Annotated in this window: 13 protein-coding genes; 6 read left to right on the plus strand and 7 right to left on the minus strand. The window is 54.2% G+C overall.

Translation table 11 applies throughout. The features are described 5' to 3' along the window. Positions 1-435: 435 nt before the first annotated feature. A complete protein-coding gene (locus HFX_RS16995; protein ID WP_014732729.1) occupies positions 436-1,863 on the minus strand; it encodes a sodium-dependent transporter in 1,428 nt (475 codons plus the stop codon). Between the two features lie 171 nt (positions 1,864-2,034). After that, entirely contained in the window at positions 2,035-3,156 is a 1,122-nt protein-coding gene (locus tag HFX_RS17000) for a pyridoxal phosphate-dependent aminotransferase (RefSeq protein ID WP_004061075.1), read from the minus strand. A 932-nt stretch (positions 3,157-4,088) separates the two neighbouring features. On the opposite strand from HFX_RS17000, the gene HFX_RS17005 reads away from it, so the two are divergent. The 3 genes from HFX_RS17005 to npdG all read left to right on the plus strand — a co-directional run bounded on the left by HFX_RS17005 (position 4,089) and on the right by npdG (position 7,234). Next, positions 4,089-5,450, plus strand: a complete 1,362-nt coding sequence (locus HFX_RS17005) for an NAD-dependent succinate-semialdehyde dehydrogenase (RefSeq protein ID WP_004061074.1) — start codon at positions 4,089-4,091, stop codon at positions 5,448-5,450. 234 nt (positions 5,451-5,684) lie between these two features. Next, complete coding sequence (locus HFX_RS17010; RefSeq protein WP_014732730.1) at positions 5,685-6,464, plus strand: IclR family transcriptional regulator; 780 nt, start codon at positions 5,685-5,687, stop codon at positions 6,462-6,464. Between the two features lie 107 nt (positions 6,465-6,571). Next, a complete protein-coding gene (gene npdG, locus HFX_RS17015; protein WP_004061072.1) occupies positions 6,572-7,234 on the plus strand; it encodes an NADPH-dependent F420 reductase in 663 nt (220 codons plus the stop codon). 205 nt (positions 7,235-7,439) lie between these two features. On the opposite strand, the gene HFX_RS20715 is transcribed toward npdG, so the two are convergent. The 4 genes from HFX_RS20715 to HFX_RS17030 form a co-directional block, all read right to left on the minus strand. Continuing rightward, entirely contained in the window at positions 7,440-7,715 is a 276-nt protein-coding gene (locus HFX_RS20715) for a DUF7576 family protein (RefSeq protein WP_014732731.1), read from the minus strand. Between the two features lie 851 nt (positions 7,716-8,566). Further along, entirely contained in the window at positions 8,567-9,322 is a 756-nt protein-coding gene (locus HFX_RS17020) for a GNAT family N-acetyltransferase (protein WP_004061071.1), read from the minus strand. A 142-nt stretch (positions 9,323-9,464) separates the two neighbouring features. After that, positions 9,465-10,256, minus strand: a complete 792-nt coding sequence (locus HFX_RS17025) for a DUF2182 domain-containing protein (protein WP_014732732.1) — start codon at positions 10,254-10,256, stop codon at positions 9,465-9,467. 34 nt (positions 10,257-10,290) lie between these two features. Beyond that, a complete protein-coding gene (locus HFX_RS17030) occupies positions 10,291-10,902 on the minus strand; it encodes a DUF1326 domain-containing protein (RefSeq protein ID WP_014732733.1) in 612 nt (203 codons plus the stop codon). 533 nt (positions 10,903-11,435) lie between these two features. Between HFX_RS17030 and yciH the strand changes: the two genes are divergently transcribed. Continuing rightward, on the plus strand, positions 11,436-11,741 hold the full coding sequence (gene yciH, locus HFX_RS17035; protein ID WP_049917577.1) for a stress response translation initiation inhibitor YciH: 306 nt from the start codon (positions 11,436-11,438) through the stop codon (positions 11,739-11,741). Positions 11,742-11,841: 100 nt separating this feature from the next. Further along, a complete protein-coding gene (locus tag HFX_RS17040) occupies positions 11,842-12,573 on the plus strand; it encodes a GNAT family N-acetyltransferase (protein ID WP_004061067.1) in 732 nt (243 codons plus the stop codon). Positions 12,574-12,673: 100 nt separating this feature from the next. On the opposite strand, the gene HFX_RS17045 is transcribed toward HFX_RS17040, so the two are convergent. Next, positions 12,674-13,075, minus strand: a complete 402-nt coding sequence (locus tag HFX_RS17045) for a hypothetical protein (RefSeq protein WP_004061066.1) — start codon at positions 13,073-13,075, stop codon at positions 12,674-12,676. A 474-nt stretch (positions 13,076-13,549) separates the two neighbouring features. Between HFX_RS17045 and HFX_RS17050 the strand changes: the two genes are divergently transcribed. Beyond that, positions 13,550-14,515 (plus strand): ArsA family ATPase, encoded by a 966-nt coding sequence (locus tag HFX_RS17050; protein ID WP_004061065.1) that lies wholly within the window; start codon positions 13,550-13,552, stop codon positions 14,513-14,515. The last annotated feature ends 228 nt before the right edge of the window (positions 14,516-14,743 follow it).

Raw genomic sequence — 14,743 nt, forward strand, 5'->3', positions numbered from 1 at the left:
GTGTCCGGTGCGAGGCCATGCGCGGCCTCGCATCGGAACGACTGCTGTCAGTTTAAATGTAAGGAGAAAAATCGCGCTAAAAATGGCATCCAGATGCCGAACTGGCTCGATTGCCGCGCGAATCTCTGGTTCACTGACGGTCACCATATTTACACCAATTGTGAGGTGATGACTTAATAGTTCTGTGAGAATTAATCACAATGATCGATGATGACGTACTCATAGCCAATACTCTGTAGGGACTCTGAGAAAATACTCTACTATCAATTGGCGTTTCATACATCTTAGTGTGGATTCATAGTTTGTTAATTATTTCTTATTCGTTGGGCGAGAATACTAACCCGCTTCCTGAGAGCTGTGATTCTCAGGACCATCGGGTCATCCGGAAGTTCTGTTTCTCTCGTTTTTCGACAGGGTATGAGAGGGGTGAATCGTCTAGTCCATGCTTTGGGTGGTCTTGGACGGTGTCTCACGCTCTGACCAGTGGACGAGCACGACAAATGGAATCGCAGTCAGAAGCGTGACGGCGAGTACTTCCATCGAATCGACCGAGTAGCCCGCGAGACTCAGGCTATCGGTGTAGAAAGAAAAGAGTAGGAATACCGGGAACACCGACCCGATGGCGTATCGCCAAACCCCCGCGAACGGACGAGAGAGGGAACCTGCTCCTTTGAGGTATTCTTCGACGGCGTCTGGTCCAAGTACCCACGCTGCATAGAACATAAACCCGATTAGACCGAGCGTCATGAGGAGGCTCACGAGATGACCTGCAACGAAGCTGAACACAGCTGCATTAAATGCGTTGGGCGCGCCCGTCGCGACGACGATAACGAAGAGACCCCGCGTAACCCGCGATCGTTTAAGCCCAAATTCGTCGACGAGGAAGGACACGGGAATTTCGAGCATACTAATCGAACTGGTAATGGCGGCCAGTAGTACGACGAGGAAGAAGGTCGCTCCAAGGAGCTCACCAGCGGGGAGGTTTGCGAATGCACCAGCGATACTGACGAAGAGCGCTCCCGGACCACCGCCTGTCGGGCCGTCTGCATACGAAAAGAGGAGCGGGAAGACGACGAGACCAGCGAGGACACCGATTCCGAGGTTGAGGATTGCGATTGTTGAGGCGTCAAATGGGAGCGACCTGTCCTCCTCGATATAGGATGCGTAGGTAAGCATCGTCCCGCCACCAATCGAGAGGGTGAATAGTGCTTGTCCGGCTGCCGAACTGACGACGGAGAGGAAGTTCTTTGAGAGATACTGTCCGTCGAACGAGAGATAGAACTGGTATCCCTGTGCTGCGTTTGGTTGGCGGAACGCCCAGATTGCCATGACGCTGAGGAGAATTGCGACACCGGGCATCATTATTTTCGTCGTTGTTTCGATGCCCTCTCTTACACCGACCATCACGATGAGTGCAGTTATGATGAGGAACAGCACCTGATACTGGAACGCACCTATCCCGTAGTTGACCGCCTCGAAGTGGGCACCGGGATTGGCGAAATACGCGCCTGTGAAACTCTCTATGAAGTACCGGAGAATCCACCCACCAACGACACTGTAGAACGAAATCAGTACAACCGATGTGAGGACACAGATTCCGCCGAGTAGCACCCACCCTCGTGAACCCTTGAGTGCTTTGAATGCACCGACCGGATTCCGATTCGAGCGCCTGCCAATCACGAGTGTCGCTAGTAGACCGGGAACTCCGACCCCTATAACGATGAACAGATAGGTTACGAGGAAGGCGCTGCCACCATTCTGCGCGGTCATCCACGGGAATCGCCAGATGTTCCCGAGTCCAACCGCGCTTCCCACCGCTGCGAGTATGAAGCCTATGCGGCTTGCCCACGTGTCACGTGACATACAACATCACACAACACGAATATCTTAATAAACTTTTCTGAAGATTGTGGATGTTGGATGTTCGTTGCTTGATTACCGCTGCTAAGAGATACTGGGACACAGTTCGATGCTTCCAAGGTTGAAGCTGTGTGTGTCGTCAGCGTGAGAAAACAGTGGACGTAAAGCGTGGTTTTAGGGGGTCGCTCGTGTGACGGACTTCATGATTTCCAGCGCCTCCTTCAACGCTTCCACGTTTGTTGCGTAGGAAATCCGGGCATAGCCCGCTCCACGTTCCCCGAATACCTCTCCGGGAACGACGATGACGCCGTTTTCCAGTACGTCCGCGGCCCACCCCTCGGGGACTTCTGGCATCGCATAGAAGGCCCCTTCCGGTCGAGGCGTTTCTAGTCCAATATCGTCTAACCCATCTAAGAGAACGTCTCGACGGGTTTCGAACGCAGAAACCATCTCCTCGATGGGTTCCTGTGGTCCTTTGAGGGCGGCTTCGGCGGCGTATTGGGCTGGCGCACTTGCGCAAGCCTGAACGTACTGATGGACACGCAACATCCGCTCTATTCGGTCGTTGCTTGCAGTCACCCATCCGAGTCGCCACCCCGTCATCGAGTACGACTTCGAACACGCGTTCACTTGTACGACGTTGTCGGTCGTCGAAAACTCCATCGGAGAATGGTGTTCGCCTTCGAACACGATGTGCTCGTAGACTTCATCTAAGAGACACACTACGTCGTACTCGTCGGCGATGCGCGCAAACTCGCGCATGTCTGCCTTCGACTGCACCGCTCCGGTCGGATTCGCCGGGCTGTTGACGATGAAGAGGTCTGTATTCTCGGTGATTGCGTCTTCGACTGTCGCCGGGTCGAGAGTTAAGTCGTCCCGCAGTTCGACTGGTTTGGGCGTTCCTCCCGCAAGTACTGCAAGTTGCTCGTACGCGACGAATCCCGGGTCGGGGATGACAACCTCGCCACCCTGCCTGACGTGCGCTTCAATAGCGATATGAAGTGCCTCACTAGCACCGGATGTCGCGATGACGTTATCAGGCTCAATGGAAAGCCCGTTGTCCCGTTCGTACTTTTCGCTGATGGCTTCTCGCAGGCCTCGTATCCCCTTGTTGGCCGTGTACGAATCGACTAACCCCTCTTCGACTGCGGACAGTGCAGCGTCCCGAATATGCTCCGGGGTAGGGAAATCGGGTTGGCCGATGCCGAGGTTAATATCGCCCTCGCTTGCGCCCTCGAATACTTCCCTAATCCCGCTGATATCCATCTTCTCGACACGTGGTGCGTACTTACTCATTGGTTTGCTTCCCGGTATTCACGTCCAGTTTTCTCATGTGGTCCATACAGATGCGATTTAGCGGTCTCTGTGTCAGTTCGCCCTTCTCCAAGGGTTTCGCAGCGAGCTTCACACTCGGAGAATAACCTTGGAGACCAGATGCTTGCTGCACCCAAGGCTGGTCGTTGGGCTGTACACTACATGCCATGGTAGCGTCTGCAAACTTTCAGCCACCAAGTAAAAGTGTTCTGCTGCGACAGGTACCCGGTACGTTCTGGGTCGATTCGGCAGTGGAAGAATCGACCTCTGTACGAATCTCTCGGATTTTGAATCATGCATGAATAGCGATTATTTGTATAATTTCTTCACCATATTGGGAGCTTAAACAATAGATGTTCTGTATGTTGCTGTTCTATCCCTTTCCTATATCAACACCTCATACACTAGTTCGGAGTAGACTAATACGAGTTACTTGGATACAGAAGTATTTGAGCCGGACACACGACGATGGGTATCTGGATTTCCTGCGGGGTTAAGAGCCAGCCCAGTATTGGAAACTATAGTAGCGTTTGCAAGTCAGTGCACACTCGTTCGACCGCTGTCGTGCAATCGTATGTGTCACCAGTTACAAACGCTACTATATGTTCAGTGAATATCTCTACTTCATACACAAGAAGAGAGCTTCACTCCGGACGAAACCGCGAAAGGAGTATCCGAGTGACTCACACACGTTACAGTTCTACGTGTGTAACGCCGGTCCTGCTGGATTTCGTCTACCGACGAGGTCCACGGTGGACAGTCGTATCCGAGTAACTCGGATTCATGACGCTATCCTGTCTCGGGTGTATGCCGGGGATATAGCTGGGTGGTTGTCCGTTGTTCCTCTGGATGTTTTCGGCAACACGGTACATTCAGGATAATACCTATTGTTTCGGAGTTATATGTCATAGCTGATGGACTCCGTTAATCCTGCGACGGGAGAGCGAATCGGGACGTACGAAGCGGACAGTACAGCGGTGGTCGAGTCAAAGCTCGAAACCGCCGCTGAAACGTTCGTTGAGTGGCGCGAACGACCGCTTCGTGAGCGAGAGGAACTCCTCGCCGCTGCTGGCGACGTACTTCGCGAGAACGAAGAGCGGTATGCGACGTTGATGACTCGTGAGATGGGAAAACCCATCTCCCAGGCACGTGCGGAAGTACAGAAATGTGCGTGGGCGTGTGACCACTATGCTGAATATGCGAGTGCCTATCTCGAACCGGAGCACCACCCGAGTCCGCCCGGAACGAAAGTAAAGACCGTCCACGAACCGCTTGGTCCGGTACTGGCGGTGATGCCGTGGAATTACCCGTTCTGGCAGGTCATTCGATTCGCCGCTCCGTACATCACTGCTGGTAACGTTGGGTTGCTCAAACACGCCTCGAACGTCCCGGGATGTGCACAGGCGCTCGAAGAGGTCTTTCTCGAAGCGGGCTACCCGGAAGGGGCCTTCCAAAGCCTCATGGTCGGGTCTGAGAAGGTCGACAGTGTCATCGAAGATGACCGAGTCCGCGCTGTGACACTTACCGGAAGTGGGCCTGCTGGACGCGCGGTCGCGGAGACGGCTGGCAAAAACCTGAAAAAAACGGTGCTTGAACTCGGGGGAAGCGACCCGTTCATCGTCCTCGACGATGCCGACCTCGATGCTGCCGTCGAGACCGGTGTTCTGGCCCGGAATCAGAACAATGGGCAGTCGTGTATCGCCGCGAAACGCTTTATCGTCCACGAAGCGGTCTACGAGACATACGTTGACCGACTCGTGAGTGCCTTTGCGGACCAGACGATTGGCGACCCGATGGACACAGAAACAGATATTGGTCCACAGGCGGACCCAGACCTGATGGCTGGCCTCCACGAACAAGTGACTGCCAGCGTCGAAGCTGGTGCAACTGTTCGTACGGGTGGTGAACCGCTTGACCGTACAGGCGCATATTACCCTCCCACGGTGCTGACGGACATCCCCGCAGGGTGTCCAGCCGATACGGAAGAACTGTTCGGGCCAGTCGCAGCGGTGTACAAAGTTAGTGATGCCGAGGAAGCAGTCGACGTGGCCAACGACACGCGATTCGGTCTCGGGGCGAGTATTTGGACGGCTGATAGAGAACGTGGCGAACGTCTGGCGAATCGGATTGACGCTGGATGCGTCTACGTGAACCAACTGACCAAATCTGACCCTCGTGTTCCGTTCGGCGGAATCGGTGACTCGGGATACGGCCGTGAACTCTCCGGACCCGGTATTCGAGAGTTCGTCAATCGCAAGACCGTTTGGGTGGAATAGTACTGTCTGAATAGTTCGCAAACAGCCTCCCACCCGTTATCTGGAACTCAGTCGAGTGACGACCGTCTGTCCCGGTCGGTATACAACTAGCCGGGTCAGCAAGGTCGGTATATAACTAGCAAGTTCAGTACACAACCAGCAAGGCCAATATATAACCACGCAAATTTCAGCAACTGAGATATGCCTCGCGTTTTCGGGACAAGAGCTAAATCGTAGATACTTCGATGATAAAATATGACTAAACAATCCCGTTCGAATCGTCCGGTAACCACGACGGAGTCATCGATTCAAATCTTGCAACGACTAAAGGACAACCCGGGCCGCACGCTCGATGAACTCACCGAGGAACTCGACATGGCTCGCAGTACTATCCATCGACATCTCCTCACTCTCGAGGACAATGACCTGCTCTTCAGAGAGAACGGGCAGTTCTATCTCAGCCTCTGGCTCTTAGACTTCGGAATCAGCGCTCGTGACCGCATCTCGTTTTTCGATGTCGCCCGAAAACAGGTCGACCGCTTAGCTGAAGAGACCGGGGAGAAAGTCTGGCTCGTCGCGAAGGAGGGAGACTATAGCGTTCACTTGTACAAAGCCTCGGGTGCGAGTCCGTTAGAGACGTCTGCCCGTGTTGGCCAACGTCGGCATCTCCACCAACTCGCTGCCGGGAAGGCGATTCTGGCGTATCTTCCCGAAGAAGAAAGCCAAGGAATCATCGACCGGCAAGGGCTGGTGGAAGCAACTGGACAGACGATTACTGACAGAGAAGCGCTCTTCGAAGAGTTAGCGGAGATTCGGGAACGAGGATACGCGTTCAACCTCGGTGAATCGATTGAGGGACTGAATGCAGTTGGGGCTCCAATTCGTGACGAAGAGGGCATGCCGGTCGGTGGAATCAGTATCTCTGGCCCCGCCAATCGGGTTAAAGGAGGTCTCTTGAAAGATGAACTACCGGATAAGTTACTGGCCACAATCGACGAGATACACATCAATATCAGATACGGGGGGTCCCGCTAAGAGCCCGCCAATCTGGGCATCTCCCGGTTTCGGGTGCGCTTGAACAGGATACCAGCCCACGTTGCTCTTTCACAATGTTATTTACCTCTCTAATGACAAGACGGTGTATGCGAATCGCAATAGTCGGCGGTACCGGAGACTTCGGACAGGGGATTGCAGTTCGACTCGGAGCGCATACGGACCACGAGCTCACCATCGGGTCTCGAACTGCGGAGAAAGCAGTCGACGCGGCGGCAGCATACTGTGAAATCATCGATTACCGGAGTACTGAAAGTATCTCTGGGGCATCTAATGACCGTGCTGTGAGTACCGCTGAAATCGCGATACTGGCAGTTCCCCCGTTTCATATCCGGGATACGGTTCGCGGTCTCTCCGAGCAACTGAAAGAGACGACGCTCGTCACACCTGCTGTCGGACTTGCGAAAGATGAGACTGGCTTTCATTACCGGCCTCCGGACGAAGGAAGCGTCACCGAGTTAGTTGCCGACGTAGCACCGGACGAGACCCCAGTCGTCGGTGCCTTTCACAACCTCCCGGCAGGGAAACTCGCGGACCTCGAGACGGATCTCGACGTTGACACCCTAGTCGTCGGTAACGACCCGGATGCAAGAGGAAGAGTTGCGTCACTCGCAGAAGAAATTGAGGGTATCACCGCGTATGAAGCGGGACCGATAACTAATGCTTCGGAAATTGAGGGAATAACGCCGTTGCTCATCAATCTCGCTCGGTATAATGAACAACTTCAGGATGTGGGTGCCAGATTTTGCTAACAACCACAGAGTGGGGCGAAACTGACCGCTCTCTCCGGCCATTGAACTGAGTTAGGCGTCGTTGTGCGCATTGTCGAGGTACCCATCCCCAGACACGTCACACTCGACAACCTTTTTTGAAGCGAAAACAGCCCTCACAGACTATCTGGCAGCGGTGGCGAACCGATGTCTTAGTCGACAGGTTTCGTCTCGAAAGGGTACGCTACTACCGTCCACCGAAACAAGAGGTCGAACACGCTTCGGTACAGAAGGCGTAGTCGGATATCTCGCCGTTAGAATCACGGACGGTGACATTCCGATACCGCGTCTTTTCTTCAATCTCTTCTCCGCAGTAATCGCACCGATGCGTAGAAAGACGGTCTAGTGACACTCGGATGGACCGTCTTTCAACGTTTACAGACGCCGGCTTCGGTATCTGTTGTGCCTGTGCAGCGGTTACCGTCTGTTGGTCACGATACGTGTGTTTGTTATGTGCGTTCATATTGGTCGTTGGATGGTTGTCGTAGTTAGTGTGCAAGCGCCTCGTGGCTGGGGTCAGTTGATCCGGAAGTTCGTCGTTGAAACTTTCCGAGTCAAACCACAACTGGCGTTTTCTACCTGCGCGTGGGTGGTTGCCCACACCGTGGTAGTCTACGCCAGTTTATATGTGAAAAATGTAAAGAACGTAAAAATGGAACCGAGAGGCTCAAGAACGGTCGAACACCGGGACGAGTGGCTTGAATCGCAAGCCATCGATATTCCCGAAGACATAGTAAATCCAACTATGGCAATCTACTTAATAGTTGCGTGCTACCATGAATCACAATTCACGGTCACGTTGAGACTATTGATGCCCCGGCCGAGGTGCCAATGTGAAACGAATTACGGTTTCTCTAATCGAAATTCAAGAACAATATTTTCTATATTATACAATATAATTCTGGTTTCTTGTCCGACTTCCAACTCGTGAGTTATGGATGTTCCCGATTTGCACCGGGGGAGTTGATTCGACACTTGAGATGAGTTCGTTCGACCAAATCCAGTTGATGTACGTTCTAAACGCAAGGCAACGCCCTGGTTATGATTCCTTCCTACGAGAGAAGCGGCTTCAAGGAACTCGATTTTCGGTACTCTATGAAGGAATGTGGCCGCTACCCCCCTACACTGTCTTGTCGGAACAACTCAATGCAATATTGTGTTATTCCTCCGATTGATTGTGCTAGGTGTACAATCTTCTACTCCATAAAAACTAGTTTCAGTGTGTCTGCGGAGAATAGACTGGGTTCTCTACCCCATCTACCACGTACTGAACACACGTGAACCTGTAACAGCGAAACCGATACGGGCGATTGGTTAGAGATACGCCGAGTCCCAGCGCGAGGGACGGCGCTTATTCCCGCAGTTGTTACAGATGACTCTTCCCATCGAGTCCATCGACACCTCGAAACTCTCGCAGTTGCCACAGAAGTAGCCGTACCGGTTTGCGCGTTCCTCGTCGACGTAGCTGACGTAGAACGGTGCCTGTGAGCCGCGGTCGCTCTCGTCGAATGCCACGTAGACAGTCCTGCTGTCTACCGTACGAGGGTCGAGAGGGGCTGCGACCTCGTCTTCGGTTCCGAGGAACTTTTCGAAGACTCGTTCGTCGTACTGTTCCGAACCGAGGTCGATACGACGACTATCGACTTCCTCGTAGCCGTGGTGTTCGTAGAAGTCGGCCCCTAGTTCGTTGAGTTCGAGGACTTTTCCCGTCAGACGCGCGGCTCCGTGGTCGACGAGACCTTCTTCAGTCCGGGTAAGGAGCCGAGCCCCGATACCGCGGTCTCGGTGCTCAGGGTGGACGTGTAACCAACTGATTTGACCGGTAACGTCTCCTTTGCCCCTGAGATAGCTCTGTGAGAACGCGACGATGTCGCCGCTATCGTCACAGACGAGAAAGAGTGTGTTATCGTCGTCGAGTTCGGCTGTGAGTTCATCGTCGCCGTACCACTCCTCGACCGAGCTCTCGATGAGCGTTTCGTCGAGTGCGTGGCCGTACGACGCCACAAGCGAGTCGTGTGCAACTTCTCGGATGCCGTCGGTGTCCGCTGTCGTCGCCTCACGGATGTCCATAGAGAGTGTGTGGTACGATAACATAAAAATGTAGCCGCGGCCAGATGTTTTTCGCGCGGATGGACGATATCTGAGAGCCGAGAACGAGGGCGATGGAACCCCGAAAAAGCGAGCAACAACGGGTGATACGACAGATACCCGCTCACACGACTGCTAGCAGGATAAAGACACCACCCCCGACTCCGGCCGCCACGCCGACTCCTCTGGCTAATCTATCTCCCCATTTAACTACGCGCTCCAGTGATAACAGCACCGTGATAACAGCCATCCACAGGATGTTCATCGACCCGACGACTACCATGACGGCGAACAACGCCCAACAGCATCCCACACAGAAGACGCTGAATCGGAAACTCATCCGTGCTGCCCCGCGAATTCCTGGCTGGTGAAATTCCATCAGAAAGCCGAGTGGCGTCCGGCAGTATTTCAGACACCGGTGCTTGTACGGAGACAGTTGATACGCCGATAGTAACACGAGCGTTCCACCGAACAGAAGCGTACTGTGCTGGTTTGCGATGGTCGCAATCGGTAGTACGGCGTTCACGATGAGTGGGATGATGCCGGTAAGCGCCCAGACGAGTGCATACGTCCCCATGAAAGCACTCACGCGTGCTGCCTTGCCTGCCTTGGTCGTCCCGTCTATCGTTTTGTAGTAGAGTCGGAACAGCGGTACCGACGATGGGTACATCATTGCGACCATCATCACGCCCCACATGACCAGATAGAGGCTGACACCGGTCAGTCCATTCGAGAGTGCCATCGCTTCTGGCGCTCCAGGGTCGGACATGTGGAGTCCCGATACTGACCCCGGCATCGGGAGCCATCGCGCCATGATTGCTACCCACGCGAGGAGTGCGATTCCGTAGGTGAAGAGCGCGACGAACGGCATCTGTCGAAGGCTGAACTGGTCTCGAAGCGAGGTTCGCGTGGGCATTGCGTGGGTTGGCAGATGCGTCAGGTGTTCTGTATCAGGTGTTCGCTAGCTCGAAATCCCCAAGGTACGAGTTGTTCCCGGAGACGTCCCACGCGAAGTCGTCGTCGTACGACACGGTCGCTGTCGTCGACTTCCCGGTCTGCATCTCCCGGCTTTTCGTGAGTGGATGAGGTGAGATGGTCCCGAGTTCCTCATTGAATCCGGGGATGCCGACAACTTCCATGGAGGCGACATCACCGATTGAGACGGAGATATCGGCGTCGTCCCGGATGAAGGTGATTGGGATACTCGTGACCTCCGCGCTTTCGACGTGGGCGTCGGCAACGGCGGCCCAGATTCCTCCGGCCCGGCCGAGGTAGATATCTTCGAGTGCGGCTTGTTGCTCGCCGTCGGCGTCCTCATCGACGAGGAGCACGATGTGCCACGCGACATCGGGGTCGAACATGACTCCCTCGTCCGTATACACGAGCATTCCTACCGCCAACCCGCCCAAGTCGACATCTCCATAGTGTCCGTCTTGGATGTCCCACGCGAGTGAAACCGTGCAAACATCGCCGTCAGGTGGTTCTAACCAGATACACTGACACGCGATATCGCAGTTGCATGCTTCAACGTAATCGCCTGTAAGGTGCCATTCTTCGGTCATCGTAGTAATGGTGTGTCATATGTCATCATTAATCATATTAAGTCTACTGTCAGTCGTCGTGAGGACCACTCAGTTGGTTTACTGGCATCACCGACAACGGTGGGTGCTCAGTTGGGCGCGTTCCGGCCCGGCTTCCCCACTCCGGCCGAAGTCGGGCTCACTCCAATCGCCCCCCGAGGTGGATCAGTCAGCCACTCCTTCGAGAGTGTCCTCTAAATGTGCAACTGGGTATCGCAGCCACCGCAGCGATGTCCTTGTTTCGTCTAATAGCACCCCACTGTTTCCGGAGTAAAGCCTCTATTCATGCCTTCACACACTGGAATTCGGCGATAACCGCTAGCGAGGAAACTACAGTTGTAACGTTATATCTGTGTGGCCTCCAGTAAGTCAACTCTCCCGATTCGAACCTCTCGACCACTGAAGTGACCTCCAGTGTGACACCGCCGAAGAAAGGAATCGTCGGCTCGATTAGCGCCTCGAGTTTGGTATATCCCAACTACAGGCTCATGTCGTTCGGAGACGGACATATGTATGTGACAAAGGACACACGCAGCAACATCACTGGCTTACCAGACGACCTCGGAATCGGGGACGACCTGACACGGTCACAGCAGCGCGTCTCGATTCACGTCGACACCCGCAGGTACGGAAAACCCATGACCGTTGTCGAAGGACTCGACCTTCCGCGCGGCGAACTGGAGTCCCTCGCGTCGACCTTGAAACGCCGCCTCGCAGTTGGCGGGACGATTTCCGATGCGGGTACTATCGAACTCCAAGGCGAACACAGCGACCGTCTCGAAGCAGCACTCCGTGAGGAAGGCTTCGACGTACTGACCTAATCGGTCACAGCCATCTATGCGAATACACTCACCCATATATTTGGCACGCGGTAACGATGGGCAAGAAATAAACGGATGGTTCCCGAATCATCAGGGGAATATGCAAGCAACCGAGCGCCCAACGTTCGAATCTGAGGCCAGCAAACGGATTTATGAGTACGTTGAGCGACACGGGACCGCGAAGCGGAACGTGCTCCTCGATATCGCTCCCGTTTCGTCCGACGAATTCCAAGTCGAGCTTGATCGCTTGAAGTCGAGAGGGTACCTGGAAGAAGACGGTGGAACGCTCCAGTTAGCGCTCAAAGTCGGTGCGATCGAAGAGTACGAGTCCGACGTCGGGGTGGTCACTATCCGACCCGCCCGCCAGCAGGATTTCCAGGGTCTCGTCGACACCATTCGAGACGTCACGGCGGAGGAGACGTACGTCGTCGCCGAAAGTATCGCCGAACAACTCCTCTACGAGGAGACAGTCACGCGCCATAATCAGATAAAGTCTCGCGTGTTCTTCATCGCCGCAATTGACGACGAAGTCGTCGGCTGGACGCACCTCGACCTCCCCCAGTTAGCGAAGGTTCAGGAGACCGCACAGCAGACTGTTGGTGTCAAAGAGGAGTATCACGGCCACGGTATCGGCAGTCAACTCCTGCAGCGAGGACTCGATTGGGCTGAGGCAAACGGCTATCGGAAGGTCTACAATAGCATTCCAATGACGAACGACCGTGCCATGGAATTCCTCGGTGCGCATGGCTGGGAGACTGAGGCGATTCGCAGAGACCATTATACGATCGACGGCGAGTACGTCGACGAAGTGATGATGGCGTATCGATTCTGAGTTGCAACCTGCTACTCCTCAGACTCCAACACGCCAGATAGTGAACGAGTGGTGCGTCGGTCCCGGTACGTGAGCACTGAAGCAGCTGTGAACCACGCTTTCAGGAAGTGGACAGACGCTTTACGCCAAGCCCGAGTGAGCCACCGAGTGTTCCGAGGATAAGTGCGGCAATCAGTCCGACAACGCCGGCCCATACGACTCGGAAGAGTGGGCCTGGCGGTTTTCCAGTGATGCCGACTCCACCGAGATGAATTCCGAACCCTGCTTCGAGGGCGAAAGCGAACAGCCACGTTCTCCGTAGCCCGCCATCACGAACAGCAATGAGAGCACTTAGCGCAAGAAGGCCGACAGCAAGAAACTCCCACCGGATAATTTCAACGAGCAGGTCGACCCTCGAAACGACGGTGAAAAAGACAGCCGAACAACTGAACAATCCAACCGCAACTAGCAGTGTTTGAATGCGCTGGTACCGGGAGGGATTAGCCCCACGTAACAACGTCATAGTCTAGTGATTGTGGTTGTCTGACATATGTGTGCCGTGGGTTGTATTCAAATACTGTAAACATATACAATATATAAATTCGTATTACGAATATGGTAGTTGTATATGAATTACTATATTCAAATATTGGCCCTGTTTCACTGGAATCCGGTTCTATACCCTCTCTCGTAGGGTGTCTGAGGGTGATGAGTTCTGTACCGTGAAGTGTCTCGGAGTCAACTCCTGTGGTATTTGCCCTGTACTTCTGTGAAGTCAGATAATGATTCTAAAGTATCGTACTTTGAAGTATCTCCAACGGTTGTCGCCACGACGGGCGAGACCGCGTGGACGTACATGGGTAAATCCGTTCCCGTATCACGTTTCTTTCGGCACGTTCGGAATTCACGTCGCCGCTAGTACTCGGCGTTGCATTGACGATTGTCGTGTGAAGGGTCGCCCACGGTTTTGTAACGTCACGCACCCTACATCAGTGCGATGACCGAGACAGAACATCCGCACGGTAACGAGACCGACATCATCCTGTACGGTGGGAAAGGTGGCGTCGGAAAGACGACCTGTGCGGCGGCGCACGCCCTCGCACTTTCGAAGCAGAGGGAGGGAAAGACGCTCGTCGTCTCGACCGACCCTGCCCATTCACTCGGCGATGCTTTCGAACGTGGGCTTAGTGGGGAGCCTACGGAGATTACTGACTCGTTGAGTGCTATCGAAGTTGACTCCGAAACCGGACAGAAGGCCTACCAGCGTGTCGTCGAGGCTCTCGCCGACGAGTTTCGCGACGCCGGGTTACGGCTGGGGGACGACGATTTGGAGCGGCTATTCGAGTCCGGACTCGTCCCCGGTGGCGACGAGGTGGCCGCACTGGAGTACATCGCCCGCTACGCTGACGCCGGGTACGACCACGTCGTGTTCGATACTGCGCCAACTGGACATACACTCCGTCTACTCGACCTGCCTGAGGTGCTCGGAGAGACACTCGGTGTTGCTGGTGACGTTCAACGACGCGTCCGACGGACTGCACAGGCGGCCAAGAGCGTGTTCCTCGGGCCAGCGGCGTACTGGGGCGCAAGTGGCAACTCTGACGAGATGGTGTCGCTGCAAGAGCGTGTGGGTTCGGTTGGTGAGTTGTTGCGTGACCCTTCGCGGACCAGTTTTCGCGTGGTGCTCACTCCAGAGCGGATGGCGATTGCTGAAGCTGAACGGTTAGTTGAGAGACTCGGTGAAGCGTCGGTTTCGGTCGACTGTGTAGTGGTAAATCGTGTCTTCGAGAATTTCGAAGAGTGTCGTTGTGAACGATGTCAGCGTGATGCTGAGCGACATCGGAAGCGCGTAGAAGAGATTGAGGAGCGGTTTTCGTTGCCGCTCCGGCGTGTGCCACAGTTGGAGGGTGAGGCACAGGGCGTAGCTGCGCTTGAGAGATGTGGGGAGTATCTGATGAGGTAGTCAGTTAGAATATATTAGAAAAATATTAAGTTAAAACTATTATATTGTTTCATACATTGACAACTCCGCGTTCTCTCTCCCCCTTGGAAGGTCTATAATAGTGGATATCTGTCTGCATACTCAGTTTCCGGCTGTTTTCCTGTCCTAAATCTAAAGCGACCACTGAGCCTCAGAGTTCAATCGGCTATCTCAGCACATCTGTATCAGAATGGAATCATATAGAGTTCA

The organism is Haloferax mediterranei ATCC 33500 (assembly GCF_000306765.2).
Lineage (GTDB): Archaea > Halobacteriota > Halobacteria > Halobacteriales > Haloferacaceae > Haloferax > Haloferax mediterranei.

Excerpts from the sequence above, each read along its gene's own strand:
- HFX_RS16995 (WP_014732729.1), bottom strand. The coding sequence starts at position 1,863 with ATGTCACGTGACACGTGGGCAAGCCGCATAGGCTTCATACTCGCAGCG.
- HFX_RS17000 (WP_004061075.1), bottom strand. The coding sequence starts at position 3,156 with ATGAGTAAGTACGCACCACGTGTCGAGAAGATGGATATCAGCGGGATT.
- HFX_RS17005 (WP_004061074.1), top strand. The coding sequence starts at position 4,089 with ATGGACTCCGTTAATCCTGCGACGGGAGAGCGAATCGGGACGTACGAA.
- HFX_RS17010 (WP_014732730.1), top strand. The coding sequence starts at position 5,685 with ATGACTAAACAATCCCGTTCGAATCGTCCGGTAACCACGACGGAGTCA.
- npdG (WP_004061072.1), top strand. The coding sequence starts at position 6,572 with ATGCGAATCGCAATAGTCGGCGGTACCGGAGACTTCGGACAGGGGATT.
- HFX_RS20715 (WP_014732731.1), bottom strand. The coding sequence starts at position 7,715 with ATGAACGCACATAACAAACACACGTATCGTGACCAACAGACGGTAACC.
- HFX_RS17020 (WP_004061071.1), bottom strand. The coding sequence starts at position 9,322 with ATGGACATCCGTGAGGCGACGACAGCGGACACCGACGGCATCCGAGAA.
- HFX_RS17025 (WP_014732732.1), bottom strand. The coding sequence starts at position 10,256 with ATGCCCACGCGAACCTCGCTTCGAGACCAGTTCAGCCTTCGACAGATG.
- HFX_RS17030 (WP_014732733.1), bottom strand. The coding sequence starts at position 10,902 with ATGACCGAAGAATGGCACCTTACAGGCGATTACGTTGAAGCATGCAAC.
- HFX_RS17040 (WP_004061067.1), top strand. The coding sequence starts at position 11,842 with ATGCAAGCAACCGAGCGCCCAACGTTCGAATCTGAGGCCAGCAAACGG.
- HFX_RS17045 (WP_004061066.1), bottom strand. The coding sequence starts at position 13,075 with ATGACGTTGTTACGTGGGGCTAATCCCTCCCGGTACCAGCGCATTCAA.
- HFX_RS17050 (WP_004061065.1), top strand. The coding sequence starts at position 13,550 with ATGACCGAGACAGAACATCCGCACGGTAACGAGACCGACATCATCCTG.